Origin of the sequence: Rhodococcus sp. ZPP, assembly GCF_017656075.1 — a bacterium.
Taxonomy (GTDB): domain Bacteria; phylum Actinomycetota; class Actinomycetes; order Mycobacteriales; family Mycobacteriaceae; genus Rhodococcus_F; species Rhodococcus_F oxybenzonivorans.
Map to the genome: position 1 here is coordinate 3,213,400 of NZ_CP058638.1, position 26,720 is coordinate 3,240,119.

The window sequence follows — 26,720 nt, forward strand, 5'->3', positions numbered from 1 at the left end:
TGCGCTCCACCCCCAGCGCGCGGTCGACCGGTCTCGCCGGCACACGGCGAGATTTTTCGCCTCCGCACGCCGGCGGATCGAGTCAGAAAGGCCTTTCCCATGAGTACAACCACACCCGATTCCCCCTCCACCGGTTCCCCCCGTATCGCCGTCGTCGGCGGCGGTATCGGCGGGCTGGCGGCAGCAGCGTTCCTGCACCGGGCCGGCCTCGACGTCACCGTCTACGAACAAGCACCCCAGCTCGGGGAGGTCGGAGCCGGACTGGTCGTCTCCCCCAACGCGGTGCGAATGATCCGCCGGCTCGGCCAGTTCGACACCTTCCTCGCCAAGGCGGTCCCCCTCGAGGTCGGCTGGGAATTCCGACGCTGGCAGAACGGGGCGATCCTCTCCGCCGAGCAGCTCACCGACAACTGCGAAGCCCTCTACGGCGAACGCTCCTACGTCGCGCACCGCGCCGACGTGCTCGACGCCGTCCGCGCGGCGGTCCCGGCGGAGCTGATCCGATTGGGCATGCGCTGCACCGGCATCGAACCCCCCACCGACGGGGCACGCCTGCACTTCGGCGACGGATCGGTGATCGACGCCGACGTCGTCATCGGCGCCGACGGGGTCCACTCTGTCATCCGGGGCGCCATCACCACCCCCGCCCCCGCCGAGTACTCCGGGATGTGCGCGTTCCGGGCACTCGTCCCCGCCGCGGACGCCCCGGCCTTCGCGCGCCGCCCGGTCCAGACCCTGTGGATCGGACCGGACCATCACCTCGTGCACTACCCGATCTCGGGCGGCAAGGCCGTCAACATCGTGGCGTTCGCCCCCGCCGGTGACTTCACCGACGAATCCTGGAGCGCCACCGGCACAGTCGCGGAGCTGCTCGCCGAGTTCGACGGGTGGGATCCCCGACTGACCGATCTGATCACCGCTGCCGGGACGCCGGGACGATGGGCGCTGCTCGACCGCGCACCGCTCGAGAAATGGTCACGTGGTCGGGTGACGCTGCTCGGTGACGCCGCGCATCCGATGTTCCCGTTCTTCGCCCAGGGCGCCGCCCAGGCCATCGAGGACGGCGCCGCGCTCGCCCAGTGCCTGGCCGCGGACACCGGCGACCCCGAGCGGGCGCTACGCACCTACCAGGAGATTCGCCTGCCCCGCACGACGAAGGTCCAGCAGCTCAGCCGCGGCCGCAAGGACATCAACCACCTGCCCGACGGTCCGGAACAGATCACCCGCGACGCCGGACTCGCCCAGCAGGATCCCCTCGTCGCCAGCGGTTGGCTCTACGGATACGACGCCGAACTGGCCGCAAGGGAGGCGTACGTCCGATGACGACCTTCGAACACGTGACCTTGCCGCAGCGGGTGCTGTTCGGCACCGGACAGGCGGCGCAGAACCTGGCCGCCGAGGTCGAGCGGCTCGGCGCGCGAGCGGTCATGGTGATCGCCGGGGCGACCGAGCAGCCGATCGCCCAGACGGTGACCGGGCGCATCACGGTGGCCTTGCGCTACGACGACGTCGCCCCGCACGTGCCGATCGCCAAGGCCGAGAAGGGCCGGGCCGCGGCTGACGAGCACGGGATCGACCTGCTGGTCTGCATCGGTGGCGGGTCGACGACCGGTCTGGCGAAAGCAATAGCCCTGACCACCGGGCTGCCCATCGTGGCCGTCCCGACCACCTACGCCGGTTCGGAGGCGACCAACGTCTGGGGGCTGACCGAGGATTCACGGAAGAGCACCGGGGTCGACGACAGGGTTCTGCCCGTCACGGTCGTCTACGACGCGGACCTGACCAGTTCGCTGCCCGCCGACCTGTCGGTGGCGTCCGGTCTGAACGCCCTGGCGCACAGCATCGACTCGATGTGGGCGCCGCGCGCCGACCCGATCAACCAGGCGTTGGCCGCCGAAGCGATCCGCACTCTCAACGCCGGGCTGCCGGCCGTCAAGGCCGACCCCGACGACACGGCCGGGCGGGAGGACTGCCTCTACGGCGCCTACCTGTCCGCGGTCGCCTTCGCCTCGGCGGGATCGGGGATGCACCACAAGATCTGCCACGTCCTCGGCGGCGCCTACAACCTGCCCCACGCACAGACCCACGCCGTCGTGTTGCCGTACGTCCTGGCCTTCCTCGCCCCCGCCGCACCCGCCGCCGAAGAGCGGATCGCCGCCGCCTTCCGCACCGCACACGCACTCGACGGGCTGAACACGCTGCGTGCAAGGCTCGACGCACCCACCGCCCTGGCCGATCACGGGCTGCCCGAGGACAGCATTCCCGAGGCCGTCGCACTCATCCTGCCGTTCATCCCCGACACCACCCCGCGCCAGGTGACACCGGGCAACCTCGAGATCCTGCTCCGCGCCGCCTGGGCCGGCACCCCGCCCTCCTCGGAAGGTTTCTTGTCATGACTTCCCGCACCGTGGACAAGACCGCGACCGCCAACCCCGAACAGGCCCGGCGTGAGGAAGAGTTGACCGCGAAGGTGGTCGCCAGCTTCGACGGCGCCGACAACGAGCGCCTGAAGGTGGTGTTGCAGTCGCTGACCCGGCACCTGCACACCTTCTTGCGCGAGGTACGCCTGACCGAGGAAGAATGGAACACGGCGATCGAATTCCTCACCGCCGCCGGGCATATCACCGATGACCGGCGGCAGGAATTCATCCTCCTCTCCGATGTGTTCGGTGCGTCCATGCAGACCATCACGATGAACAACGAGGCCGAGGGCGAGGCCACCGAAGCCACCGTCTTCGGGCCGTTCTTCGTCGAGAACTCGCCCCGCATCGACCTCGGCGGCGACATCTCCGGCGGTGCCCCCGGCCAACCCTGCTGGGTCGAGGGCACCATCACCGGACTCGACGGTTCCCCGATTCCCGGGGCGCGGATCGAGGTGTGGGAGGCCGACGACGACGGGTTCTACGACGTCCAGTACACCGACGACCGCGTTACCGGCCGCGCCCACCTGTTCACCGACGAATGGGGCCGGTACTCGTTCTGGGGTTTGACCCCGACCCCGTATCCCATCCCGCACGACGGCCCGGTCGGCGCCATGCTCGCCGCCGCCGGTCGCTCCCCGATGCGCGCCAGCCACCTGCACTTCATGGTCACCGCCGACAGATATCGCACCCTGGTCACCCACATCTTCGTCCGCGGTGACGCACTCCTGCACTCGGACAGCGTGTTCGGGGTCAAGGAGTCGCTGATCAAGGACTTCACCGAACAGCCGGCGGGAACACCGACCCCGGACGGCCGAGAACTGGGCGGCCGCCCGTGGTCGCGGACACGATTCGACATCGTCCTCGCCCCCGCCGCACCCTGACCGGCCACGGCACATCCGCTCCGACAGCTCCGACACGAGTGTCCGGCCGATCTGCCTCCGGACTACGGGAGCGCCGGCGGCGGGCACATCCACCATTGACCTTATATCAGAACACCTGATATACCTGTATCAGTGATGCTGATACACATCAGCAGTTGAGAGGGACCTCGATGAGCCACTACCGCAGCAACCTGAGAGACATCAGGTTCGATCTGTTCGAACTGCTCGGACGCGACGACGTCTACGGTTCGCCGCCGTTCGCGGACTTCACCCCCGATGCCGCCGACACCGTGCTCGACGAGGCGGAGCGGTACGCCACCAACAAGTTGGCCCTGACCTTCAGCGACGTCGACCGTGCTGCCACGACCTTCGACGCCGCCACGCATAGCGTCCGCCTGCCGCAGGATTACCGCGCCTCGGCCGCCGACTACCTCTCCTCAGGGTGGCTCGACCTCGACCTGCCCGAGGAACTGTCCGGGCAGGCCGTCCCACCGAGCCTGCGCTGGTGCGTCAGCGAGCTGATGCTCGGAGCGAATGCGGCGATCCCCCAGGGCCTTAACGTCATTCCGCAGGTGGTTCGCCTCCTGCACCAGGAGGGCACCGAATCGCAGCGGCGTCTGGCGGAGCTGATCACCGAGCACCAGTGGATGGTCACCATGGTGCTCACCGAGCCCGACGCGGGCTCCGATGTCGGTGCCGCACGCACGCGGGCGATCCCCCAACCGGACGGAACCTGGCACCTCGAGGGCGTCAAGCGGTTCATCACCTACGGTGATCACGACCTGACCGACAACATCGTGCACATGGTGCTGGCACGGCCCGTCGGGGTGGACGGCGCCGGCGGACCCGGCACCGCGGGACTGTCCCTGTTCGTGGTCCCGAAGTTCCACTTCGACCCGGGCACCGGTGAACTCGGCGAACGCAACGGTGTCTACGCCACCGGCCTCGAACACAAACTCGGCATCACCGGCAGCCCCACCTGTGAGGTCACCTTCGGAGGAGAAGCACCTGCGGTGGGCTGGCTGCTCGGCGACCGGCACGCGGGCATCCAGCAGATGTTCGAGATCATCAAACACGTCCGGATGCTCGTCGGAGTCAAGGCGATGGCCACCCTCTCCACCGGCTACCTCAACGCCCGCGAGTACGCCCTCAACCGGGTCCAGGGCCAACCCCTGGTGCGCACCGACGCCGCCCCCGGTGCCGTCCCGATCATCGACCACCCCGACGTCCGCCGGTCCCTGATGACTCAGAAGGCCTACGCCGAGGGTATGCGGGCACTGATCCTCTACGCCGCGTCCCAGCAGGACCGCATCGAAATCTCCCGCGCACAGGGCACGCTCGACACCGAGGCCGACGCCTGCCATCAACTGCTGCTGCCGGTGATCAAGGGATACTGTTCCGAGACCGCCTGGCGGATCCTCGGCCAGGAAAGCCTGCAGACCTTCGGCGGCTCCGGATACCTGAAGGACTACCCCCTCGAACAGTACGTCCGCGACACCAAGGTCGACACCCTCTACGAGGGCACCACCGGCATCCAAGGGTTGGACCTGTTCAGCCGCAAGATCGTCCGCGACCGCGGCGCCGCCCTCGAACGGCTCCTTGTCGACATGGACAAGACCGCCGACCACGGCAACGACACGTTCGCCACCGAACGCACCCTGCTACGCGCCGGGATCGACGCGGTCCGAGACATGTGCACCCTGCTGACCGATCGTTGGGGCACAACCGATCACAAGGACCGGCGCCCCCTCGCCGCCCAGGACACCACCCGGCTGCTCCTGCAAATCGGCAATCTCGTCTGCGGCTGGCTGCTACTGCGCAGCGCCCAGATCGCCGAGGAACGCACCACCACGGCCACGCCGGCCGACCGGGACTTCTATCTCGGCAAGGCCGCCACCGGGCGGTGGTTCGCCCGCCACGTGATCGCGACCATCCCGGCGGAGCTGGTCAGCATGCAACACACCAGCAGCGACCTCGTCGAGTTACCTCGCACCGCCTTCTGACACCCCGGCTCGACCGCCCGCATCCGAGGATGCGGTCCCAGTCAGGCGAATCCGCACCCCACGCCCGCTACCCGATCGCACGGCGTGCGGATTCGCCCCTTCCTTCCCCGATGACGACATGCGCCAGCGGTATCGACGTAAGCGGACGGCGATACCTGCCGTTGGCGGTGACAGCCCTATTTGGCGTCACCGGTAGGGAGTTTCCGGAAAGCGGTGGTGTCGTATGACGGGTGTCCCGTCGTGAACGGCCCTCAGTCGCCCGCAGCGGACACGCTGTAGTGATCGCGCATGGTCACCGCACTCTCCGTAGCGGGGTTGACAACCACATTGGTGAATCCCCCATTTCGACTCTCCACCGCGGCCAGTGCCTCGTTCACTTCCGATAGCGGATATACCTCGTGTTCGAACACCGAAAGGTCCAGCGTGCCGGCTTCAGCCATCCGCGCCATCTCCTGCCCCTCGGCGACACTGAACCAATTGGACCCGATGACACTGATCTGAAAACACATCAGCTTGAACATGTTCAACGGCAACTCCTCCGACATGCCGCCGATATCGACCATCCGGCCCCCACGACGCAGAGAGTCGATACCCGACACTGTGATCTCATGCGGAGCACCGGGTCCCACCGCGTCGACAAAGGCGTCTGCCCCGAGACCATCAGTGTGCTCGCGAACCCATTCCGGCACTTCACGGTCCCCGTGGGCGAGGACGCGGACGCGCTGGGGATCCAATTGCCGGATCCGTTCGAGAAGGTCACGATTTCGCGCCATCACCAGAACTCGGCTAGCGCCCATCGCGAGGGCATTCAATACCGCACCGACACCCAGAGTTCCGGTACCACCGTTGATCAGAACCGACGTGCCCGCGCGTACGCCACTCTTCCGCAGTGCGGAGTACGCGGTACCCAGGTATCCGAACCGGCATGCCTGCTCGAATGAGACGGAGTCTGGCAATGTGACCAATCCGTCGGCGGGTGTTTTCATGTACTGGCAGAATCCGCCGTGGGGATAGTCCTGGTAAATCTCGTGTGAGTCGGGGCCGAAACCGAAATAGCCCTGAAAGGTGAAGCTGGGATCGTTGAGCGGGTCGCCGCCCCTCGACGCATAGGAGTCTCCGGAGTGACGCCCCGGGTTGACGTATACCCGCTCCCCGATCTGAACGTTGCGGACCTGGGAACCCACTTGGGCCACCACTCCCGCAGCGTCGAGTCCGAAGATCGCCGGCAGCTCGGGAAGGGGAAGGTAGGGGAACCATTCCGGCCACGACGTCACGACGTTTCGTAGGTTCGGAATCACGTTGCAGGCCTTGACTTCTACGAGGACATCACGCGGTCCAGGCTCGGGGATGGCAACTTGGTCGATATGGAAGGGCTGTCCGACCTCGTGCAACCGAGCGGCGTGCATGTAACTCATCTCTGAACTCCTCTGGCGTTGAGTCGATGACGACTCGTTACGTGTGGTGGTGGTGAACACGGACAGCTGTGGAAGCGAGCTGTGGCCCTGTAAACCGGGATTCGGTGACCAGTGCAATTGCCATTGTGTGATGTGGACCTCATTCGGTCCAATAACCATTGGCGCACTGTCGATAACCGTTGCATATCAGCCATGGCCAACTGCGCTATTTCGTAGCGGTCATCAGCGTGTGCGCACGATGGCGAACGCCGGAATGTCTTCCTAAGTGGTTCCCATGCCAGAGAATCCAGCCGCCTTATGGGCGCTAGCCCATCCACTGATGCCACCGTGATTGGATGGTTCCCGACCGTGGCTACCGATCCGCATTCCGTCGTGCGTGTTGGGGCAATTTAGGGGGCGACGTCAATGGGCTTGGGAGTTCATTGCGCGCTCCGGCAGCGGCCGATTGACATCATGCCGAGAACTACCGCGGCGGTCGCCACTCCACCGATGACCGATGTTTCCCATGCTGCGTCGAATACAGATCGACCGACGGTCACATTGCCGCAGCTCAGGATGAGAAATCGCGCGACGACTGCGTGAACGGGCGCGCTACGCCTTCGGCATGGTGTGCCTGCGTTCACTGGGTGGACTTTCCTCGGGTCGGTGATTTGACGACATCGTTGCCTGGTCCAGTGCAACGATGCCGGCAGACCGTATCGGTGCCCGATCAACGAGCCCTGCGCGCCAATCGTTCGGCGTCGGAGATCACGACGGTCTTGCCTTCCAGTCTCAGCCATCCGCGTTGCGCGAACTCGGCGAGTGCCTTGTTGACGGTTTCGCGGGATGCGCCGATGAGTTGGGCGATCTCGTGCTGTTTGAGGTCGTGGGTGACCCGCAGACAACCTTTGTCCTGTTCCCCGAATCGTTGCGCGAGCTGCAGCAGTGCTTTCGCGACACGACCGGGGACGTCGGTGAAGATGAGATCGGAATAGTTGTCATTCGTGCGTCGCAGCCTGCGCGCCAGCACACGAAGCAACTGATCGGTGATGTCGGGACGCTGACGAACCCAATCCCTGAGCGCATCCCGACCCATCCGTACCGCACGCACCGGGGTGAGAGCGGTCGCGGTGGAGGTGCGGGGCCCGGGATCGAATATCGTCAACTCGCCGAACATGTCGGAGGGGCCCAGGATTGCCAACAGGTTTTCCCGGCCATCCGGCGTCCGGCGGCCAACCTTCACCTTGCCCTCGACAATGATGTAGAGCGCGTGGCCTGAGTCGCCTTCGTTGAAAATGACTCTCCCTCTGGGGAAGTCGACCGGCGCGAGTTGGGCCGTCAATGCGGTCGCGGCCGCCGAATCAACACCTTGGAAGATGCCGGCTCGCGCCAGGATCTCGTCCATAGCCATCCCTCTCACATCGGTGACTCCGCGCGCCGCCCGTCCAGATACGGACGTACACAAAAGTGCAGCTGCCTGGCGGAGCCCTTACCTCAAAGTGCCATTCTAGCATTCTAGATTCGATGCAGTCCTGGCCTGAGCCCATTGCAGGCTGCGCACTAGTGCACGGCCTCAACGGTGGCCGGCGAAGGGGCGGGATTGATGGCTCGGTCGTTGACAAGCTGTTGCGCGGCGCCTCTCCTGCCCCAGCCGCCGGGGAGCAGAATCACCGAAACGACGGAGATCGCTGAGACGATCAGCAGGTAAACGACGATCGAGTCGCTGGACTTGGTCGAGGCGTACAGGGCGGTCGCGATCGTCGGTGCGAACGCAGAGCCCGCCACCTGGGACAGGGTGTACCCGACCGACACGCCGCTGTAGCGCACGTCCGCGTCGAAGATCATCGTGAACAGTGATCCGGTGACCCCGGCCGCCGGTGCCATCGCGATCCCGAAGACCAACACCAGAGCGGCCATGAACAACCACGGATTCCCGGTGTTGATCAGCGCGAAAGCAGGCGCGATCACCACACCCATCGCTACTGCCCCGAGCAGGTACATCGTCTTACGGCCGAACGTATCGGAGAGAGCGCCGAAGATCGGGTACAAGATCACGGCCACGACTCCGGCGACGAATACCCCGGCGAGGGCGAACGTCCGACTGATCCCCGCCACCGTCGTACCGTACGAGATCAGATACGCGCTGCAGATATAGGCGAATACACCCTGGCTCAGATAGGTTCCTGCGACCAGAAGTATCTCGCGCCAGTGCCTGCTGATTGCGGCGAGAACGGGAACGCGCACAACACCATTACGCTTGCGCACGGCAGCGAAGTCGGGGCTCTCGTCCAGGGAGAGCCTGATGAACAGCCCGATGATGATCAGGACGGCGCTGAACAGGAATGGCAGCCGCCAACCCCAGGAGAGGAACTGTTCGTCCGGCAGCTGGGAGACCGCGAGGAATGCGAGGGTGGCGACGCTCGTGCCGGCCGGGGCACCCATCTGGGAGAACGACCCGAAGAATCCCTTCTTGGCCCGCGGGGCGTGCTCGACGGCCATCAACGTGGCACCGCCCCATTCCCCGCCGACAGCGAAGCCTTGCACCAGGCGCAGTATGGTCAGCAGGATTGGGGCGGCGATCCCAATCTGCGCATAGCCGGGCAGCATTCCCATCAGCATGGTGGCCGAGCCCATGCCGACCAGGGAAATCACCAACATCTTCTTCCGGCCGACCCGATCGCCGAAATGCCCGAACACGACCCCGCCGAGAGGACGGGCCAAGAACCCGACGCCGAACGTCGCGAATGACAGCAGGATCCCCATCGCCGAAGAGACGTCCGGGAAAAACAACGCCGGGAACACCAGCGCTGCAGCGGTACCGTAGATGAAGAAATCGTAGTACTCGACCGTGGTACCGATAAAGCTCGCCATCGCCACCCGCAGCGGCGACGTTGCCTTACGGGTCACCGGGATTGACGGTGTAGAGGATTCTGTCATTTGTTCCCGTTTCGGAGCGCGGGACCGTACCGATTCCGCGGTGAGGGTGTGAAAGTGGTGGTTCGTGCGCATCGCCCGGGATCGCTGGGCGTCTGGGAATGTGCGGGTCAAGAAATCAGTACCCCGTCGACCCGGCGCGGGACCGCGAGTTCGGTCGTGTCCTGCAATTCGTCCGGCAGTAACGCGGGGTCGACATTCTGGAACGCAACGGGACGCAGGAACCGGCGGATCGCTGTGGCGCCCACGGAGGTGTGCTGGGAGTCGGTGGTCGACGGGGAAGGGCCACCGTGGTGCATGCTCCAGGTGACGGCAACGCCCGTGGGGTACTGGTTCGCAACTAGCCGGCCGGCTTTCGGCGTCAGCGTCTCGAGAAGCGCCTTCGATAATGAATGTTCACTGGTCTCGGTGTAGAAGCTCGCCGTCAGCGCGGGTCGAACCTTACGTACCAACCCGAGAAGTTCGTCCTCGTCTCCGTACCGGACGACAACTGCGGTCGGCCCGAAACATTCTTCGAGAGCGACTCCGTCGAGGTGCTCGGGTGCGCACTCCCACAGCGCGGGCGCGAGCCCGGCGACGGCGGCGCTGTCGCCGCGGGCGACGAGGCTGATACCGGCGGAGGCTTCGAGTTCCCTACTGCCGGAGATGAAGCCGTCCTGTATGGTGGTAGTGAGTAGTCGGGATACCGATGCGGTCCGGATGCTGTCGGCGAGGTGCTCGAGGATCCGCTGACCCGCCGCGGAGTTCGGCAGAAGTACCAGTCCTGGTTTGGTGCAGAACTGACCGCTGCCGAGAAGTACTGATGCTGCCAGCCCCTCGGCGATATCGGCGCCGCGTGTTTCGGCGGCACCGGGTGAGATGACGAGCGTGTTCTGGCTACCGAGTTCACCGAAGAAGGGAATCGGATGGGGGCGGTCGTGTGCGAGGTCGGCCAGAGCTCGTCCCCCGCTAACCGAGCCGGTGAAACCTGCGGCCGAGATCTCGGGGTGGCCGATCAGTGTGCGGCCGGCGTCGCGTCCGTGAACGAGTCCGAGCACTCCCTCCGGCATCCCGGCTTCCCGGAATACGCGAGCCGCGATCTCGTGCACGAGTTCCGACGTCCGGGGATGGCCCTGGTGCGCCTTGACGACGACCGTACATCCGGCGGCCAGGGCGGAGGCAGTGTCGCCTCCGAGGACGGAGAAGGCCAGGGGAAAATTGCTTGCGGAGTACACCGCGACCGGCCCGAGCGGAACCAGCCATCGACGGACGTCGCCGGCGATGGGGACTGGTGCAGCCGGATCGGCGTGGTCGATTGTCACCTCGAGATAGGCGCCTTCGTCGACAACGTCGGCGAACATTCGCAACTGGTGCACGGTGCGGGCGAGTTCACCGACCAACCGTCCTGTGCCGAGGCCGGTTTCGGCGTCGGTGATCGGGACGAGGTCATCGGACGATGCCGCGAGTTCGCTGGCGAGGCTGCGCAGGATCGTCGATCGTTCTGCCCGGGACGTCGAGGACCACATCGACATGGCCTCCGCCGCCGCGCGGATCGTGGCGTTCGTCATGTCGGTGGTGGTTGCGGGAACTCGGGTCGTGGCGGTATCGGTCACTGTGCCACCACGCTCGCCTCGACTGCCAGTTCCTGGTCCGCCGCGATGCCCATGCCGGTGATCCACTCGGGGACTGTTTCGTATCCCACGGTGGCGAGCGGCTGGCCCACAGTGGCAGCGACAGCGACCCAGGTGCGCACTTCGTGTGCACCCGTGCCGGCCGCCTGGATGTCGTCGTGCGTCAGCCGGGAGATGGCGTCGAGGTTGCCGTCGGCGAGCAGAGACAACATGTGCTTGTCCCACTCGGGCCGGATGGCGTCGATAGCTTTGGCCATGTTGTTCGTGATCAGCGCCTGGCGTTCCGCTTCGGGAAGCTTGTCCGCCCCAGGAATGAGGGAGGGCGGTGAGTGCGAGAGTCCGCCGGAGCCGATCACGAGCACGCGGTCGTCCGCAGAGGTGACGGTGTCGAGGAACTCGCGGGTGAGTCGTCCGAGTTCGATGACCCGCGACATGGCGGCCAAGGGGCGATCGATGCAGTTGATGATGACGGGGAGTATCGGGACTGCGTCGAGCCGTCCGAACAGATCGGTGGTCGACTGGCTGAAGCCGTGGTCGAGCTTGAGCTCATGAGCGAATGCAACCTCGACGCCGCGGGCTGTCGAGTGCTGGACGTAATCCCGAACCAGTTGCGAGGGAATGTCATAGCGACTGTTCGCGGTGTTCCAGTCGCCGTAGCCCGAGGCCCGTTCGACGGTGGTGAAAGCCGGCGCGATTCCGGCCAGCGCCCGCATGTGATCGGGCCCGAAGTAGACGACCAGGGTGGGGTCGTAGGCGTGAGTCGCGCGTGCCGCGGCGGAGATCGCGGCACGAAACTGCAGGCCCTGCGTGTGCTCGGTGTCGGCGAGCATCTGCGGACTATGAGAGAGGGCGACGCCGGCGAGACGGGCACCCGACTTCAATGTTGTCATGGCTTACTCCTGGAGTTCCTGGGACCGCCGTGGCGGTAGCTCAATGCGGGGTGACGCATCAGCGCGGGGCGAGTACGGTCAGCGATCGAGTGACCTCGCCGACGGAGGTGATGGTGGCGAGCACGCTCAGGGACGCGATAGCGGCGGTATGAGCTTCGGGTGTGGCCGCCGAGCAGGCGTCGTCGATGATGCCCACTCGGTAGCCGAGGTCGGTGGCCGCTCGGGCGGTGCTTTCGACCGAGACATTGGTCGCGACGCCGCTGAACAGCACTGTGGTGATTCCCCGTGCGGTGAACACCGAGTGCAACTCGTCGGTGAATCCGCCGACGCGTTTATGAGTGATGAGGATGTCGGTGGGATCTGGTTCGAGTGCGGTGATGATCTCGGTCGACGATGTTCCGTCCTGCATGCATCCCAGCTTGGGAATCTCCGTCAGGATGGGGGAATTGGCAATCAGGTCGGAGTAGTCGGACCGGAAGGCGATGCGGGTGTAAACGACGGTGCATCCGGCCCGACGTCCCGCGTCGAGCACGGTGCCGATTCGATTGATCACGTTTCGTTCCCGGATCTGTTGCGAGAACAGTCCGGCAAGGGCTCCGGTGGGGCCGACCACATCGCCTTGGCAATGGATGGCGATGATGGCGGTACTGCGGGGGTCGAGTTCCATGGTGGACTCCTGTGCGTGGGATGTAGCTGGCCGGAGAGGCAGTTGGCGGCGGCGCTCGTCCTAGTTCAGCCGTACGGTGTCGACCGCTTCCGTGTGGGCGGGTGTTCCCGCGAAGAAGTCGGTGACCAGGGAGTGGAACGCCGTGGCCCGCTCGGAGGGGAACCAGTGGCCGGCGTCAGCGAAGACGTGCAGTTCAGCGTGGGGCATCAACTCGGCTAGGCGGATGCCGTTCGACACGGGCACAACCTTGTCGTGTCGACCGTGCAGTACCAGTGTCTGATGTCGGAGGGCGGTCACTTCACGCTCGAACTCCTCCGGTGCCGATGCGCCGGCGCCGAAGAAGGTCTGGATCGCCTCATGCGCACCCGGTTGGGCGCTGAGTGCGTAGCGCGCCTCGACGAGCCGGTCGGTGACAGTAGCGGCATCGTGGGCGAAGCACTCGCGCAATACCTCTCGCATCAAGTCGCGGTCAGGCCGATAGTCCCGGAGTAACTTCTGCGCCCGCGATCTGGAGGGTGCGACGCGGGTGCTCATCACCACCAGCCGTTCGATCCGCTCCGGCGCATCCAGCGCGAGCTGGAGTGCTACGCGGCCACCGAGCGAGTTTCCGATAACGCTGAACTGCTCCAGGCCCAGGGTGTCGGCGAGCGCCAGTGTCTGCCGCGTCCACAGATCGACTCCGTAGGGCTGACCGAGTGGTTTGTCCGAGCCGCCGAAGCCGAGGAAGTCGGGCGCGATGACCCGGTGCGATCGTGCGAGCAGGGGCGCGAGGGAAGTCCAGGTACCTGCCGCGGAGGCTCCGGGCGCCGCCCCGTGCAGCAGCACGATTGCAGGTCCGGCGCCGGCGTCGACGACGTTGAGCGTGTGCCCGCCGACCTCGTAAGCCCGGGTGTGCCCGAGCGCTGTCACGATCTGGCCTCCACCGTGTCCAGTCGCGCGAGGACGCGCTGTTCAGCGTCGGTGCGTGTCCAATGCCGGCGCTCGGGGTGCGCGAGGAGGGCGTCGTATGCGGCGGCGATCATCTCCCGGATGTCCATGAATGGTGACACCAGACCCGCCCGCTCCGCCTTGTCGATCGCCAAGATCGTGTTCTCGTTGCTGAACGGGAACACGCAGTCGGCGTTGTTGAAGGTGGCTCGGTCTTCTCCGGTCGGCCCGCCGCCGACGGTGCGGGTGTCCGCCGGACGACCCAGGATTTCGGCGCAGACGTCGACAAATCCTTCGAGCGAGGTGTTGCACCTCTTGGATGCGACGTTGTAGACGTCGAATCCTTCTCCCGGCAGGTCGACAGCGCGGGCGAGAGCCTCCGCTGCGTGGTCTCGGTAGATGTATTGGTGCACTGCCTGCCCGTCCCCGGGCAGCAGGATCTGGGCGCCGTCCAGGATGCGGTTGAGGACGAATTCTTCGCGGGGGATGAAGTTCAGTGGACCCAAGACCAGAGGCAGGCGAATGATGACCGAATGTGCATCTGCACGTGAGTTCTGGATGGCGCGCTCGCAGGCGATCTTGTCGATCGCGTAGTTCCCCCAGAGTGGGTGCGGGCCGTAATCGATCTCCTCCGGCCACGGCAGAACTGGGCTCGGCCGCACCACATTGACGGTGGAGCAGTGCACCCAGCGTCCGACATCCGGAAGTGCTGCGAGCAGAGATGCCGTCTGGTCGCCGGTGTAGGCGGAAAGATCCAGCACGGTCTCGAAGCGGCCCTCTGCCAAGCGGGCCATGTCTGCCGGGTTGTTACGGTCTCCGAGGATCGAGCGCACGTTTCCGGTCCAGTCGGGTTGACGGCTTCCGCGGTGGAACACCGTCACCTCGTGTCCGGCGTCGAGCAACCGCTGTACAGCGAGGACTCCGACGAATCGGGTACCCCCCATGACCAGTACCTTCATGATGCACGACCTCCGCTGCAATCGCTGAATCTCATGCACCAAGGGCATCACGCCGTGAAGATCTGCGTCCAATACAACTCTGAGGCTCGGCGATAAGCGTTAGTGATCGCCGCTGCCCGACAGCTCCCGGCACACACGGAGGAAGGCGGACAGCACCGGTTCTTCCCAGCGTGCATTCCACGCCACACCGAATTCGAACCTCGGTATCGGGAGGGCGAATTTGCGGATCACCACGCGATCAGACCTCAGGGTCGATGCCCGCTCACTGTCGACCACAGCCACTCCGCGGCCGGAGTCGACGGCGGCGAGCAGGTGCTCTGGGTCCGGCTCCCACAGAACCTTCGATGGAGGCGTGCCGCCGAAGATGGCGCGGTGCATTTCGTCGAAGTATCCGGGTGCTTGTGCTCGCGGCCAACTGATGAGTGTTTGGTCGCGCAGGTCGTAGCGCTCGATTCGGTGCTTCGCCGCCAAGGGGTGGTCGGCGGGGCACGCCACCACCGCCTCGGTGTCGCCCAGCACCAGTATTCCCAGGTCGGAAGCGTCGAGAAGAGGGAGTCGGACGAAGGCTGCGTCCACTTCACCGGCGCGGAGCATGTCCACGTTTCGTGCGGTCCAAGCGACATCGGTGGTGACTTCGACGGCGGGATGGCGTTCTCGGAAGACCGTGACGATCGTGTCGGGCAGCCCGAACGCAACCGACCGGGTCAGGACGGCCCGCAACGAGCCGGTGTGGCCCTGTCCGGCCGCTCGTACCCGGTCGAGAGTGCGCTCGACCTGGCTGAGGATGGCCGGCCCCTCTTCGAGCAGTACCCGCCCGGCCTCGGTCAGCCGTACACCGTGTGAGCTTCGCTCGAACAGCTGTACGCCGCATTCTTTCTCGAATACCTTGATCTGCTGGGACAGTCCCGGCTGAGCCAGGTGCAGACGTTCGGCGGCGCGCCCAAAATGCAGCTCCCTCGCCAGGACGACAAAGTACTCGAGCCGCCGGAGATTCACACCACGACGATAAACATTGCTTCTCGCGATCGCAAAGAGTCCTATTGGACGCCGCGGGGAATCCTGCCGCACGCTGAGTGCAGGCAACACGCCGGACAACTTTGACGAAGGGCAACCACGTGTCTGAGCAACCTCCCCGACCTTCACTCACGGTCGCAGAAGCTGTGGCGGCCGCCTTGCAGAGGCACGGCGTCACCGTCATCTTCGGCCAGAGTCTGCCGTCAGCGCTGATGCTGGCCGCTCCGAAATTCGGGATTCGACAGCTCGCCTACCGAACCGAAAATGCCGCTGGCACAATGGCGGATGGCTATGCGCGTGTTTCCAACACGATCTCGGTGGTAGCGGCGCAGAATGGGCCTGCGGCCACGCTGCTCGTCCCACCCCTGGCTGAGGCGACGAAGGCATCTGTTCCGGTTCTGGCGCTTGTACAGGACGTTCCTCGCGGCAACCGCGACCGTAACGCCTTCCAGGAATTCGACCACACCGACCTCTTCCGCTCATGCTCGAAGTGGCTGCGGGTCCTCGATGATCCGGCCCGCGTAGATGATTACGTGGACATGGCGATCACTGCTGCAACATCGGGGCGGCCAGGCCCGGTAGTTCTCATGTTGCCCCGAGACGTTCTGCTCGAGACGGCCGTCGACGCCGGTCGCCGCACGGCAGTCCTGGGACGATTTCCCCTCGATCCGGTCCGCCCCGCGGCGGACAGGATCGACGAAGCGGCCGACGCGATCGCAGCCGCCGAACGCCCACTCATCGTCGCGGGCGGCGGGGTGCATTTGTCCGGCGCCGCCGAAATACTCGCGGCACTGCAGGAACGTGCATCCTTGCCGGTCGCGACGACGAACATGGGCAAGGGATCTGTGGACGAACGGCATCCGCTGTCGGTGGGAGTCGTCGGAAACTACATGGGCCCGACCGGAGCCACCCATCACCTGCGCTCCATGGTTACCGACGCCGACCTCATCGTCCTCGTCGGCACCCGTACCAATGAGAACGGGACCGATGCGTGGAGTTTGATCTCCGACGGCACCCAGCTCGTCCACATCGATGTCGACTCGAATGAGGTCGGCCGGAACTACGAGGCGATCCGCGTCGTCGGCGACGCGCGACTCGCCCTTGCCGACCTCCTCGAAGCACTCGAGGACCGCGATCTCGGCAAGCGGCAGGCCAGCGAGGCGTCGGTTCGTCAGCAGATTGCCGAAGCCCGCATCCATCACAAGAACGCAGTAAGCGAGCTCGTCACCCCGGCCGCGGGCCTGGTGCGCCCAGAGCTCGTCGCCCATGAGGTCAACAAGTTGCTCGAAGATGGCGAAACCATTGTGACCGCGGACGCGAGCTATTCCAGCATCTGGATGGGAAACTACCTTCGCTCCCGCCGCCCGGGACAGCGATTCCTCTCGCCCCGTGGACTCGCCGGCCTCGGCTGGGGCATGCCGTTGGCGCTCGGAGCCAAGGCCGCTCGACCCGAGGCAACCGTCCTCTGCCTCACCGGCGACGGCGGATTCGGGCATGTGTGGTCGGAGTTCGAGACCGCGGTACGAGAGAACCTTCCCGTGGTTGTCGTGCTACTGAACAACGGCATCCTCGGGTTCCAAAAGCACGTGGAATTGGTGCAATTCGGCGAATACACCGGCGCCGTCAACTTCGCCGCGGTCGATCATGCTGCCATCGCGACGGCCTGCGGCGCAGACGGTATTCGCGTCACCGACGCCCACGAGGTCGGTGATGCGCTGGCGAAGGCGGTCGCATCCGGCAAACCCACCCTGGTGGAGATCATCTGCGATCCCCACGCCTATCCGCCAATTACCGGGTGGAGCGGTGTCTCGGATGAGGTGATGTCACAGTAGGAGTTGCCGCGCAGACGCACCGGACACCTGCAGGACCCGTGGCGCAGCGCACGTGCGCGCACACCTCTGTGGCCCGTCTGCGCAGGGCGTGCGTCACGTGGGTTACTCCGTAGAGGGACCGAGAAGGGCCAGTAGGTACAAGGCAGCACTCGCGCAGAGTGCCGTGCAGATGATGAGCACTACGGCTGTCGGATGAGGTTGGCTATCGGCCGGATTGCGCTGATATCGCCGACGTCGGATCGCCAAGCCGAATTCAGTGGCCAGTGACGCGATCCCAAGCATTACGGTGGCGGCGACAAGGTACCGAGATGGGCTGTGCGCGCAGGCTCGGGCACAGATCGCCGCGACGCCTGTGGCCGTGAGCATTGTGCGCCGCCATGCCAGTGTTGTGCGTTCAGGCTGCAGACCCGGATCTCGCGGGGGTGGGGTCATGCAACTACAAGGACGGCACAGACGGTGGCGGCGGCGAAGACACCGCCGATCGTCAGATACACCATGACTGATCCGGGTAGTGGGTCGTCGCGGCGCATCGCGGCTTGAACGTGACGCCACCGGTGGAAGGCTCCCAGGGCGAGAGTAGCGGCCAAGCCGACGCATACCGCTCCGAGAGACTTGTGGCCGAAATCGTCTACACCCGTCGCAAACAGCTGCCCCACAGCAACGCCGCCGGCGAGCAATGCCAATGAAGTGCGAATCCAGGCGAGGAAGGTGCGCTCATTGGCGAGGGTGAAGCGATAGTCCGGTTCCCGGTCGGTCATCGTTGTCCTGACGGTTGATCCGATTTATGGAGCTGAGGTCACCACGGCTGCCGCTCTGACCGGCAACCGTGGTGACATCTGTGATCGCGAGAGATCTACTCGTAGACCGCGATTGTCGCCCGTTCGATCTCGATGAGTTGCTCCGGGTTGTATGCGGCCTTGGGACCGGGAAGGTAGCGGGCGTGGTAGATGCGGTCGCTGTACGGGAAGCTGCGATGTTGCGCGAAGGTGTTCCAATCGACAGGGCCACCGCGGTCTGCCCCGACGCTGATCCCCGTGAAAGGTGCCATTCCGCAAAGCTGTAGCACTCGATCGATACTCACAGTGATTTCGCCGAGAGCTAGCGAGACCGACCAGGTTAGATCGGACTGTGCCTGGAAGGACGCGGTGAGGGTGTGGGTGATGCCAGCGTCGATGGGGAGGTGGCGATAGATCATGCGGCCGTACTGGTTGTAGGCGAATGTCACTTCGCGGTCTTGCACGGTGAAGCTGTATCCGCCGCCTTGATCGCCGTGTGCGAGCAATACCCCCTGGGAATGCTCGTCTGCGTCGAATACGACTTCGATGTCGAAGGACCGAAGTTTTATCAGTTTGGAGGAGCGGAACCTCTCGAGGGTCGGGGTGTTCGGGTAGAGGACGACAGGGGTCTCGAGTCGTCGTTCAGTGGCAGGACGAAGCCTGGACATCGATCCGTCGTCATTGAGTGGGAAGACCGTGTTGGACCAGGCAGCGTCGCGCCACTTCTCGGAAAGCTCATGGACGAGTTCGGGATGCTGGGAGGCTAGATCGGTGATCTCGGTGGGATCCTCGCGGAGGTTGTAGAGCTTCCATTCGTCGGTTGCCCAGTCCGGTCCGTAGTTCTTGGCGGTGAGGGCTTTCCAGTCGTTGTCGATGTATGCGCGCCGGCCGGTGTACTCCGAGTATTGGGTGGAGTGCTCCGTTTCCTTGTCCTTGTTCCGGAGGAAGGGTTCGAAGGACATGCCGTCGATCTCGGGGGCGGCGAGTCCGTGTCGTTCGGTCAGCGGTTTGACTCCGGCGAGTTGCATGAGAGTCGGCCCGAGGTCCGAGACGTAGGCGTACTGGTTGCGGATGCCGTTGTCGTCATCATGGCGGGGCAGTCCCTGCGGCCAGGAGATGATCATCGGTACTCGGATCCCACCGGCGTAGGTGTGGCCTTTGTAGAGCCTGAAGGGCGTGTTCGAGGCATAGGCCCATCCGCGCGGATAGTGGACGCATGTCTGTGGTCCGCCGATCAGCGCGGGGTCGCGGGGGACATCGACCTGCCATTCTTCGGGCAGTCCGGCGCTTTGCCCGAACCTGCTGAAGTAGCTTCGAGTGCCTTCCTCCCCTCCTTCTCCGGTGGCACCGTTGTCGGAAGTGAACACGATGATGGTGTTGTCGTACTCACCGAGGTCTTTCAGGTGCGAGATCAGTCGGCCCAGATTCTGGTCGACGTTGTCCACGGCGGCGGCGTAGACCTCCATGTACCGCGCATAGAGATCGCGCTGTTCCGGTTCGAGGTCCTGCCATTCGGGGACTGCCATTCCCGCCTCGGAGTTCCGTGGGGCGCATTCGGTCCCGGGGGGAAAGAGGCCATCTTGCAGTTGTTTTGCGAATCGTTGTGCGCGGACGGCGTCCCATCCGCCGTCGTATGTGCCGTGGTATTTGCTGATGTCCGCAGGTTTGGCCTGCAGTGGTCCGTGGACGGCCTGGTGCGCGTAGTAGAGGAAGAACGGCTTCGTCGGGTCGTTGGCACGTAGAGCGTTGATCATCTCGACGGCGTTGTTGGTCAGATCGTCGGTGAGGTAGTAGCCGTCGGGGTAGTCGTCGATCTGGAGGGCGGAATTGTCCCGGATGAGACGGTGTGGGTGGTGTAGCTGGGTGAATCCGTCCATGCACCCGAAGTAGCGGTCGAAGCCGCGCTGGATCGGCCACGACGATTTGTCTGCCGCGTCGTGGAGCTTCGATTCCTTGGTCAGGTGCCACTTGCCCACCATGAAGGTGGCGTAACCGGCGGCGTTGAGTGACTCGGCGAGGGTGGGGACGCTGTCACCGAGTTCGAGGGTGGCGCCGGGGAATCCGGGATCGGAATGCGCGACGGACCAGAACCCGGCTCGGTGCGGGTTGAGTCCGGTGAGCAGGGCCGCTCGTGCGGGCGAGCAGACCGGTGTCGTTTGATAGTTTGTCAGGCGGTAGCCCGTCTCCGCCAGCGTCGTTGCCCACGGTGTGTCGATCTCGCTGCCGAAGGGGGCGATGTCGCTGAATCCCATGTCGTCGAGGAGGATGACGATGATGTTGGGGGCGTCGGCGGGCGCCCGGACCTCGGCGGGCCAGGCGGGCCGGGATTGGGATGCGAGCTCGTGGACGGCGCCGGTGAAGGTTTCGTATCCGCGGCTGCCGGGAGGCGGGGTGGGGGTCGAGTGCGTGCGCTCGCTCATGCTGGGCGTTTTCCTTCGTCGTTGTGGTTTCACCGGTAGCCCTCGTCTGATTGCAGATCTCGGGTACGCCCTTCTGACACGATGCGGATGGCCACAATGGACACCAGGAAGGTCGCCGTCCAGGCGATGGCAACTACGGTGATGTTTCCGCGGTCGCGACCATGAGTCCGGCGGCGATTGCTGGTGTGCAGCCGGCACCGATGGTGGAGGCGGTTTGGAATGCGACCGAGGCTCCGGTGTAGCGGACGTGTGTGGGAAATAGTTCTGCTGTAAATGCCGCGAAGGGGCCGAAGATGAACCCTTGGATCAGCTGACCCAGCATGACCGCGAGCGCGTAGGCGGTGACGGTGCCTAGATCGAGCAGCCAGAGCATTGGCAAGGCGAGAGCGGCGCCGGCGCCGGCCCCGGCGATCATCACGGGACGGCGTCCGAATCGGTCGCTCAGTCGTGCACCGATGTACACGGTGATCAGCGCCCCGACTGCGGCGAGCGCTTTGGCGTTGAGGACACCGGTCTTGTCCGCGCCGGCCTCGACCACATGGGTGACACCCCACACGGTCACCATGCCTGCGGTCGACCAGATGCTGATTCCGGCGAGGGTCCCGAGCAGCAGGTTTCGCGGGTAGTTGGTGATCACGTCCCAGATCGGAAGTTTCCGCGTGCGGTGCTGCTCCTCGAGCTGTTGGAACAGGGGGGTTTCGGCGACCGTCAGGCGGATAACGAGTCCGACCCCGACGAGCAGGATGCTCAGCAGGAAGGGGATCCGCCACCCCCAGGTGAGGAAGTCGTCATCTGGCAGCAAGGTCGCCGCGCTGACCGCCAAGGTTGCCAGCATGGTGCCCACCGGCGCGCCCATGTTCGCGAAGCTGGCGGCGAACCCGCGGCGTTTTGCCGGTGCGTGCTCGAGTGCGACGAGCATGGCGCCGCCCCACTCCCCTCCCACGGCTACGCCCTGCACCATTCGTAGTAGCACCATCAGGATCGGTGCCATGACGCCAATCTTCGCGGTCGGCGGCAGCAGTCCGATGCAAGTGGTGGCTATGCCCATGGTGAGCATGGAAATGACCAGAACGTGCTTTCGTCCGACGCGGTCGCCGAAGTGGCCGAAGAGTGCGCCGCCGAGGGGCCGGGCGAGGTATCCGACCGCCAGGGTTCCGAAGGATGCGAAGGTCGCAACAGCTGGGGAGAGGTTACTGAAGAACACCGGGCCGAAGACGAGCGCAGCGGCAGTGGCGTACAGCAGGAAGTCGTAGTACTCGATGACACTGCCGATGAAACTCGACGCCAGCACCTTGCGCATGTGCTTGGTGTTGAAGCTCTCCGCCGGCGGATGCACCCCGGACTGGGCTGGTGAGGAGGCCGAGCCGTTGGCCGATTTACTGAGCATGGATGTCCTGTTCTGGATAGTCGAGACTCGCGCTGGTTCGACTATGTCCCAGCTAACATTGTTTGAAAATCACAAGTATCTAGAGTCTGTGTTGAGAAGGATTAAAGATGGCGGTCACCCTGCGTCAGCTCGAGTACCTCGTCGCCATCGCCGAGACCGGGTCATTGACCGCGGCGGCGCGGCGTTGCCATGTGTCGCCAGGGGGCGTCTCGATCGCAATGGATCAACTCGAGCAGAGTCTGCACGTGCAGGTGGCTTTGCGCAGCAAGGCCCGGGGGGCCAAACTGACTCCGGCCGGCACGTGGGTCGCCCAGCAAGCACGCCGAATACTTACCGACGTGGAAACCTTGCGGTACGCGCAGCAACGCGTACATGGCGAACTGGTGGGCACCCTGAAGGTCGGCTGCTACGACCCACTTTCACCATGGCTCGTTCCCCGGCTGGTGGAAGACTTCGGCATGCTGCACGCCGCGCTGGACATCGAACTCGTCGAGGCGGGCCCCACGGTGCTTCAAAAGCGGCTCCTCGAGGGGGAGTTGGACGCATGCTTCATTCATGCCGCCCATGCCCTGCGTGCCGTCACCACTCATCACGTGTTGCCGATCCGGTTGCACGTCGTCGTCCACGCGGATCATCCATTGGCGCAGTCCGACTCGGTGAACCTCGAAATGCTCGACGGCGAACCCGCAGTCCTACTGGGACTGGAGCCGACGCGGGAGATCGCCGAGTCACTACTGAGGAACGCCGGAGTCGAGTCTCGGATCCGAATTGTCAGCAGCAATGTCGAAACCGTGCGCGAACTAGTTGCGCGGAAGGCGGGGTTCTCGTTCCTGATGGGCCGCCCTCCCACCGACACTTTCGTCGATAATCTTCCGCTCGTCTACCTGCCCATCACTGACTCACTGCCGGAAAACTCTGTTGTCGTCGCGCACGCCCCCAGCAACATCCCCTCCCCCAACCTGCAAGCTTTGGTGGATTGGGCAGGGACGGCGTTCGCGGCGGCCCCGGCGCATCCGACTGCGTGATCCGACCCGGATCGCCCAGACCGCGATAGCCAATCGCCTGCTAACGGAGGGCCGTTCCCTCGCCGGCAACGTTGGAATCCACGTCGTTCGAAGTCGAAGGGAAAATGGTAATGCCCCCTCCCGGAGCGCGTCGAGCTTGGTGCCGGTGGAGGCGCCGACCCGCTGGCGGGTGAGGACGGTGTCGCGATGGCGCGAGGCGAGCGGTTCGATGATCTCGGCGAAGTTCGCTACCTTCCTGGAGCCAGCCGGGTTGCGCGACGATCCGTCAGCACGAGATCCAGCTTCCGCGACCCGTGTGTAAAACACGGCGGCGTCGCTGCCGTGATGAGCACGGGATCTTGAGCGGTGACGCACCGTACGCGTACCAGTCAGATGGTGTCGACGTATTCGCCGAACGCATCCTCGTGTGGAGCAACGTTAATGAGCTTTTTGCTTCGCAAGACGGTCCGCGCGGTGTCGAGGTATCGCCGAACGAGCGGACCCACTGCGTCTTCCCTATATGCGAGCGCCAGTGGGACAGTCGCTTTCGGAGATCGTAGCGGCCGGTACGTGACGCCGTTCATCCGCAGATGCCGGACCGATTCGGGGGCGAGCGCCACTCCGAGCCCGGCGGCCACCAGAGCCACCAGAGTGGACGTCTCGGCAATCTGCTGCTTGATATTTGGTACGAAACCAGCTTGCTTGCAAGTGTTGACGAGTGTCTCGTACATCGTCGCAGGTGCGCGATATCCGATGAACGTTTCCTCCGCCAGGTCGTGGAGATCGATGGCGGTGTAGGTAGCCATCGGGTGTTGCACCGGCATCACCACCATCAGAGACTCGTTACGCAGGTGTTCAACCACGATGCCGGGGACCTTGACCGGCGGGCGGAGCAACCCGACAGTCAGGGTGCCATCGAGAAGGGCATCGACTTGGTCTGGGGTGAGCATCTCGCTGCGGAGAGTGAGCTCGACGTGAGGATTGCGTTCGCGATAGGCCCGAACGAGGTTGGGCATCAGATCGTAAGTGGCGGCGCCGGTGAACCCGAGAGAGAGCGCCCCCATCTCCCCGCGAGCGGCCATACGGGCTGAGTCCATCGCGTCGTCCGTGGCGGCGAGCAGTGTGACACAGCGGTCGTAGAAGACCCGACCCGCTTCGGTCAGAGCGATAGATCGGGTAGTGCGTTCGAGCAAGGTCACCGCCAGCTCGCGTTCGAGTTTGCGGATCTGGTGAGACAGCGGGGATTGGGCTATCGACAACCGCTCAGCCGCACGGGTGAAGCTGCCTTCGTCCACCACGGTCACGAAGTACTTCATATGACGAAGTTCCACACCCACCCCAAATCTAGATCTGAAAGGTCTCAATAACTGAACTTACAGGTGTTAGACATCTAGGTCACGCGCTCCTAGCCTCACAGATGAGAGTTGGATCACAACCATGCATGGTCGTGCCCCCATCTCAGCCGCCGGGACGACTCCGGACGTCCTGATCGCACTCACTGGAGGAGAACACGTGAAAGTCAACCTGTTCCTGCAGGCGCCGTACCGATATCTGCCGGAGGACTTCGAGTCCAAGTATGAGTCGGTATGCAGCATCCCGTACTCATTGACCACCAGGGACGGGATGTATTCGTCATTCCGGGATTTCATGGACGAGCTGATGCTCGGCGCCCGCAGCGGTTACGACGGCGTCGCCGTCACCGAGCACGGGCAGAGCAGCTACGACATGGTGCCGAACCCGGACCTGGTCTCGAGCGCACTTGCCTACATGACCGAGGCGGAGGGGCTCGAGGTCGCCGTGTATCCGATGGGACGGTCCCTCGGGAAGGCGCGCGAGCCGCTCCGGGCCGCCGAGGAGTACGCGATGATCGACGTGATGAGTGGCGGCCGCCTGGTGGCCGGCCTCACCGTGGGCCTGAGTTACGACGCCAACATCAACAACGGAATCCCGCCGATCGAAGTGCGTCCCCGGTTCGACGAGAACCTGGAACTGGTACTGCGCGCCTGGCGCGAGCAAGAACCCTTCGCCTGGAACGGGCGGTATTCGCAGTACCCGATGGTGAACATGTGGCCGCGTCCACTGCAGGAGAAGGTCCCAGTGTGGATCACCGGCATCGGTAATCCCCGAACTATGCGCCTGTGTCTGGAACGCGGATTCGGGTTCAACTACCTGAGCTGGTTCGGAGCCAAGCTGACCGGCAAGCGGATCTTCGACCGTCTGTGGGAGCAGGCAGACGAGGTGGGAGTGCCGCGCAACCCCAACCGTATCGGCTTCTTGCAGACCATCGCCGTTGCCGAGACCGACGAACGCGCAGAGGTGGAATACGGCCCGCACGCCGAGTATGCGTTCCGCAAGGGCCTGGGCTCGATCCCCATGGAAAAGCTCGGCCTACCCGGTGCCATCGACATCAACGGCGTCAAAGCCCTGATCAAGGATCCCGGCGACTTCGGCCTTTACCACCGCATGCGCACCGCAACCTTCCGCGATCTAGTCGAGGCCGGCGTGGTGGTAGTAGGCAGCCCCGACACCGTTGCCGAGCAACTACTCGATTTCTGTCGCGAATACGGCATCGGCAACCTGCACGCCATGCTCGGATTCGGTTCGCTTCCTAGACATTTGGTGATGAAAAACATCCAGCTGTTCGCCGAGGAAGTGCTGCCACGGCTTCGGGTGTTGTGGAGCGAGACTGAACACGAACACCACTGGTGGCCGAGCCGCCTCGGTGGCACACCCATTGCCTACGACACGATCTCCACGAGCCAGGCAGGAGCGAACGCACGATGAGCACCCCCACCACCATCACCGAGCAGACAGTCGACATCTGGGGCGGCCGGCTCGAAATTACCGTCAAGGTCGTGGGGGCAGGCTCCCCACTGCTCTACCTGCACCCGGCCGCCGGACTGGCATGGGACCCATTCCTGTTTCACCTAGCCTCCCGCTACACCGTCTACGCTCCTGAGTTCCCCGGCACCAGCGAGGGCAACCCGTACGCCATCCACACCATCGACACCCTCAGCGACATGGTCCTGGCCTACGAGGAATTGGTCCGACAACTCGGGCTTGAACGCCCCGTAGTGGTCGGGCAGTCCTTCGGTGGCATGCTCGGTGCCGAACTGGCCGCCGCGTTCCCGGCCTTGCCGGACAAACTTATATTGCTGGACCCGATCGGGTTGTGGACTGACACTGCCCCGACCGCGAACTGGATCGCGATGCCTCCCGATCAGCTTCCGGATCTACTTTTCGACAACCCCACCAGCCCGGCCGCTCAGGCGATGCTTGTCCCGTCCGACGATGTCGAACAGCAGCAGGCCGCGGCCGCGTCGATGATCTGGGCGTTCGGATGTACTGGGAAGTTCGTCTGGCCGATCCCGGACCGCGGCTTGCGGCACCGCCTGCACCGGATCGCCGCCCCCACACTGGTCGTCTGGGGCCGTAACGACAAGCTGGTCTCCGTGGAGTACGCCGATCAGTTCCACAAGCTGATCGCCGACAGCACGGTCACGGTCATCGAGAACTGCGGACACATTCCGCAGGTCGAACGACTCGACGACACCGTCGAGGCCGTCGACAAGTTCCTCGTCTGATTCGAGCAACTACCG

General features: G+C 64.6%; 21 protein-coding genes. 8 read left to right on the forward strand and 13 right to left on the reverse strand.

Annotated elements, in window-relative coordinates; all coding sequences use genetic code 11:
- Positions 1 to 99: 99 nt before the first annotated feature.
- The 4 genes from HYG77_RS15310 to HYG77_RS15325 all read left to right on the forward strand — a co-directional run bounded on the left by HYG77_RS15310 (position 100) and on the right by HYG77_RS15325 (position 5,307).
- Complete coding sequence (locus HYG77_RS15310) at positions 100 to 1,323, forward strand: FAD-dependent monooxygenase (RefSeq protein WP_208963144.1); 1,224 nt, start codon at positions 100 to 102, stop codon at positions 1,321 to 1,323.
- Positions 1,320 to 2,396, forward strand: coding sequence for a maleylacetate reductase (locus HYG77_RS15315; protein WP_208963145.1), 1,077 nt, complete (start codon positions 1,320 to 1,322; stop codon positions 2,394 to 2,396). Before HYG77_RS15310 ends, HYG77_RS15315 begins: the two co-directional genes overlap by 4 nt.
- Positions 2,393 to 3,304 (forward strand): dioxygenase, encoded by a 912-nt coding sequence (locus HYG77_RS15320; protein WP_208963146.1) that lies wholly within the window; start codon positions 2,393 to 2,395, stop codon positions 3,302 to 3,304. Before HYG77_RS15315 ends, HYG77_RS15320 begins: the two co-directional genes overlap by 4 nt.
- A 170-nt stretch (positions 3,305 to 3,474) precedes the next feature.
- Complete coding sequence (locus HYG77_RS15325) at positions 3,475 to 5,307, forward strand: acyl-CoA dehydrogenase (protein WP_208963147.1); 1,833 nt, start codon at positions 3,475 to 3,477, stop codon at positions 5,305 to 5,307.
- Positions 5,308 to 5,558: 251 nt separating this feature from the next.
- Here HYG77_RS15325 and HYG77_RS15330 read toward each other — a convergent pair whose 3' ends face one another.
- The 9 genes from HYG77_RS15330 to HYG77_RS15370 form a co-directional block, all read right to left on the reverse strand.
- Positions 5,559 to 6,713 carry a zinc-binding dehydrogenase gene (locus HYG77_RS15330; protein WP_208963392.1) on the reverse strand — a complete coding sequence of 385 codons (1,155 nt, stop codon included), beginning with the start codon at positions 6,711 to 6,713 and terminating at the stop codon, positions 5,559 to 5,561.
- 718 nt (positions 6,714 to 7,431) lie between these two features.
- On the reverse strand, positions 7,432 to 8,106 hold the full coding sequence (locus HYG77_RS15335) for a Crp/Fnr family transcriptional regulator (RefSeq protein WP_208963393.1): 675 nt from the start codon (positions 8,104 to 8,106) through the stop codon (positions 7,432 to 7,434).
- Between the two features lie 155 nt (positions 8,107 to 8,261).
- Entirely contained in the window at positions 8,262 to 9,638 is a 1,377-nt protein-coding gene (locus tag HYG77_RS15340; RefSeq protein WP_208963148.1) for an MFS transporter, read from the reverse strand.
- A gap of 107 nt (positions 9,639 to 9,745) precedes the next feature.
- Entirely contained in the window at positions 9,746 to 11,227 is a 1,482-nt protein-coding gene (locus HYG77_RS15345; RefSeq protein WP_208963149.1) for an aldehyde dehydrogenase (NADP(+)), read from the reverse strand.
- Positions 11,224 to 12,135 (reverse strand): 3-carboxyethylcatechol 2,3-dioxygenase, encoded by a 912-nt coding sequence (locus tag HYG77_RS15350; RefSeq protein ID WP_208963150.1) that lies wholly within the window; start codon positions 12,133 to 12,135, stop codon positions 11,224 to 11,226. The genes HYG77_RS15345 and HYG77_RS15350 overlap by 4 nt, the downstream gene beginning before the upstream one ends.
- A gap of 58 nt (positions 12,136 to 12,193) precedes the next feature.
- Complete coding sequence (locus HYG77_RS15355) at positions 12,194 to 12,802, reverse strand: cysteine hydrolase (protein WP_208963151.1); 609 nt, start codon at positions 12,800 to 12,802, stop codon at positions 12,194 to 12,196.
- Positions 12,803 to 12,862: 60 nt separating this feature from the next.
- Positions 12,863 to 13,711: an alpha/beta hydrolase gene (locus HYG77_RS15360; protein ID WP_208963152.1), complete on the reverse strand. Its 849-nt coding sequence runs from the start codon at positions 13,709 to 13,711 to the stop codon at positions 12,863 to 12,865.
- Positions 13,708 to 14,688 carry an NAD-dependent epimerase/dehydratase family protein gene (locus tag HYG77_RS15365; protein WP_208963153.1) on the reverse strand — a complete coding sequence of 327 codons (981 nt, stop codon included), beginning with the start codon at positions 14,686 to 14,688 and terminating at the stop codon, positions 13,708 to 13,710. Before HYG77_RS15365 ends, HYG77_RS15360 begins: the two co-directional genes overlap by 4 nt.
- A 99-nt stretch (positions 14,689 to 14,787) precedes the next feature.
- Complete coding sequence (locus HYG77_RS15370) at positions 14,788 to 15,684, reverse strand: LysR family transcriptional regulator (RefSeq protein ID WP_208963154.1); 897 nt, start codon at positions 15,682 to 15,684, stop codon at positions 14,788 to 14,790.
- A gap of 119 nt (positions 15,685 to 15,803) precedes the next feature.
- Here HYG77_RS15370 and HYG77_RS15375 point away from each other — a divergent pair, with 119 nt between their 5' ends.
- Entirely contained in the window at positions 15,804 to 17,534 is a 1,731-nt protein-coding gene (locus HYG77_RS15375) for an acetolactate synthase catalytic subunit (protein ID WP_244461330.1), read from the forward strand.
- Positions 17,535 to 17,962: 428 nt separating this feature from the next.
- On the opposite strand, the gene HYG77_RS15385 is transcribed toward HYG77_RS15375, so the two are convergent.
- From HYG77_RS15385 to HYG77_RS15395, 3 genes are all read right to left on the reverse strand, one after another.
- A complete protein-coding gene (locus tag HYG77_RS15385; RefSeq protein WP_208963157.1) occupies positions 17,963 to 18,292 on the reverse strand; it encodes a DUF202 domain-containing protein in 330 nt (109 codons plus the stop codon).
- A 95-nt stretch (positions 18,293 to 18,387) separates the two neighbouring features.
- On the reverse strand, positions 18,388 to 20,730 hold the full coding sequence (locus HYG77_RS15390) for an arylsulfatase (protein WP_208963158.1): 2,343 nt from the start codon (positions 20,728 to 20,730) through the stop codon (positions 18,388 to 18,390).
- A gap of 133 nt (positions 20,731 to 20,863) precedes the next feature.
- Entirely contained in the window at positions 20,864 to 22,117 is a 1,254-nt protein-coding gene (locus HYG77_RS15395; RefSeq protein ID WP_244461331.1) for an MFS transporter, read from the reverse strand.
- A gap of 107 nt (positions 22,118 to 22,224) precedes the next feature.
- Here HYG77_RS15395 and HYG77_RS15400 point away from each other — a divergent pair, with 107 nt between their 5' ends.
- Positions 22,225 to 23,142: a LysR family transcriptional regulator gene (locus HYG77_RS15400; protein ID WP_208963159.1), complete on the forward strand. Its 918-nt coding sequence runs from the start codon at positions 22,225 to 22,227 to the stop codon at positions 23,140 to 23,142.
- 368 nt (positions 23,143 to 23,510) lie between these two features.
- Here the strand turns inward: HYG77_RS15400 and HYG77_RS15405 are convergent, their stop codons facing one another.
- On the reverse strand, positions 23,511 to 24,452 hold the full coding sequence (locus tag HYG77_RS15405; protein WP_208963160.1) for a LysR family transcriptional regulator: 942 nt from the start codon (positions 24,450 to 24,452) through the stop codon (positions 23,511 to 23,513).
- Positions 24,453 to 24,633: 181 nt separating this feature from the next.
- Here HYG77_RS15405 and HYG77_RS15410 point away from each other — a divergent pair, with 181 nt between their 5' ends.
- Both HYG77_RS15410 and HYG77_RS15415 read left to right on the forward strand, forming a co-directional pair.
- Positions 24,634 to 25,905 carry an LLM class flavin-dependent oxidoreductase gene (locus HYG77_RS15410; protein WP_208963161.1) on the forward strand — a complete coding sequence of 424 codons (1,272 nt, stop codon included), beginning with the start codon at positions 24,634 to 24,636 and terminating at the stop codon, positions 25,903 to 25,905.
- On the forward strand, positions 25,902 to 26,705 hold the full coding sequence (locus HYG77_RS15415) for an alpha/beta hydrolase (RefSeq protein WP_208963162.1): 804 nt from the start codon (positions 25,902 to 25,904) through the stop codon (positions 26,703 to 26,705). Before HYG77_RS15410 ends, HYG77_RS15415 begins: the two co-directional genes overlap by 4 nt.
- Positions 26,706 to 26,720: the final 15 nt, after the last annotated feature.

What these genes read in the sequence shown, in the direction of transcription:
- HYG77_RS15310 (WP_208963144.1), top strand. Translation starts at nt 100, where the DNA reads ATGAGTACAACCACACCCGATTCCCCCTCCACCGGTTCCCCCCGTATC.
- HYG77_RS15315 (WP_208963145.1), top strand. Translation starts at nt 1,320, where the DNA reads ATGACGACCTTCGAACACGTGACCTTGCCGCAGCGGGTGCTGTTCGGC.
- HYG77_RS15320 (WP_208963146.1), top strand. Translation starts at nt 2,393, where the DNA reads ATGACTTCCCGCACCGTGGACAAGACCGCGACCGCCAACCCCGAACAG.
- HYG77_RS15325 (WP_208963147.1), top strand. Translation starts at nt 3,475, where the DNA reads ATGAGCCACTACCGCAGCAACCTGAGAGACATCAGGTTCGATCTGTTC.
- HYG77_RS15330 (WP_208963392.1), bottom strand. Translation starts at nt 6,713, where the DNA reads ATGCACGCCGCTCGGTTGCACGAGGTCGGACAGCCCTTCCATATCGAC.
- HYG77_RS15335 (WP_208963393.1), bottom strand. Translation starts at nt 8,106, where the DNA reads ATGGACGAGATCCTGGCGCGAGCCGGCATCTTCCAAGGTGTTGATTCG.
- HYG77_RS15340 (WP_208963148.1), bottom strand. Translation starts at nt 9,638, where the DNA reads ATGACAGAATCCTCTACACCGTCAATCCCGGTGACCCGTAAGGCAACG.
- HYG77_RS15350 (WP_208963150.1), bottom strand. Translation starts at nt 12,135, where the DNA reads ATGACAACATTGAAGTCGGGTGCCCGTCTCGCCGGCGTCGCCCTCTCT.
- HYG77_RS15355 (WP_208963151.1), bottom strand. Translation starts at nt 12,802, where the DNA reads ATGGAACTCGACCCCCGCAGTACCGCCATCATCGCCATCCATTGCCAA.
- HYG77_RS15365 (WP_208963153.1), bottom strand. Translation starts at nt 14,688, where the DNA reads ATGAAGGTACTGGTCATGGGGGGTACCCGATTCGTCGGAGTCCTCGCT.
- HYG77_RS15385 (WP_208963157.1), bottom strand. Translation starts at nt 18,292, where the DNA reads ATGACCGACCGGGAACCGGACTATCGCTTCACCCTCGCCAATGAGCGC.
- HYG77_RS15390 (WP_208963158.1), bottom strand. Translation starts at nt 20,730, where the DNA reads ATGAGCGAGCGCACGCACTCGACCCCCACCCCGCCTCCCGGCAGCCGC.
- HYG77_RS15395 (WP_244461331.1), bottom strand. Translation starts at nt 22,117, where the DNA reads ATGCTCAGTAAATCGGCCAACGGCTCGGCCTCCTCACCAGCCCAGTCC.
- HYG77_RS15400 (WP_208963159.1), top strand. Translation starts at nt 22,225, where the DNA reads ATGGCGGTCACCCTGCGTCAGCTCGAGTACCTCGTCGCCATCGCCGAG.
- HYG77_RS15415 (WP_208963162.1), top strand. Translation starts at nt 25,902, where the DNA reads ATGAGCACCCCCACCACCATCACCGAGCAGACAGTCGACATCTGGGGC.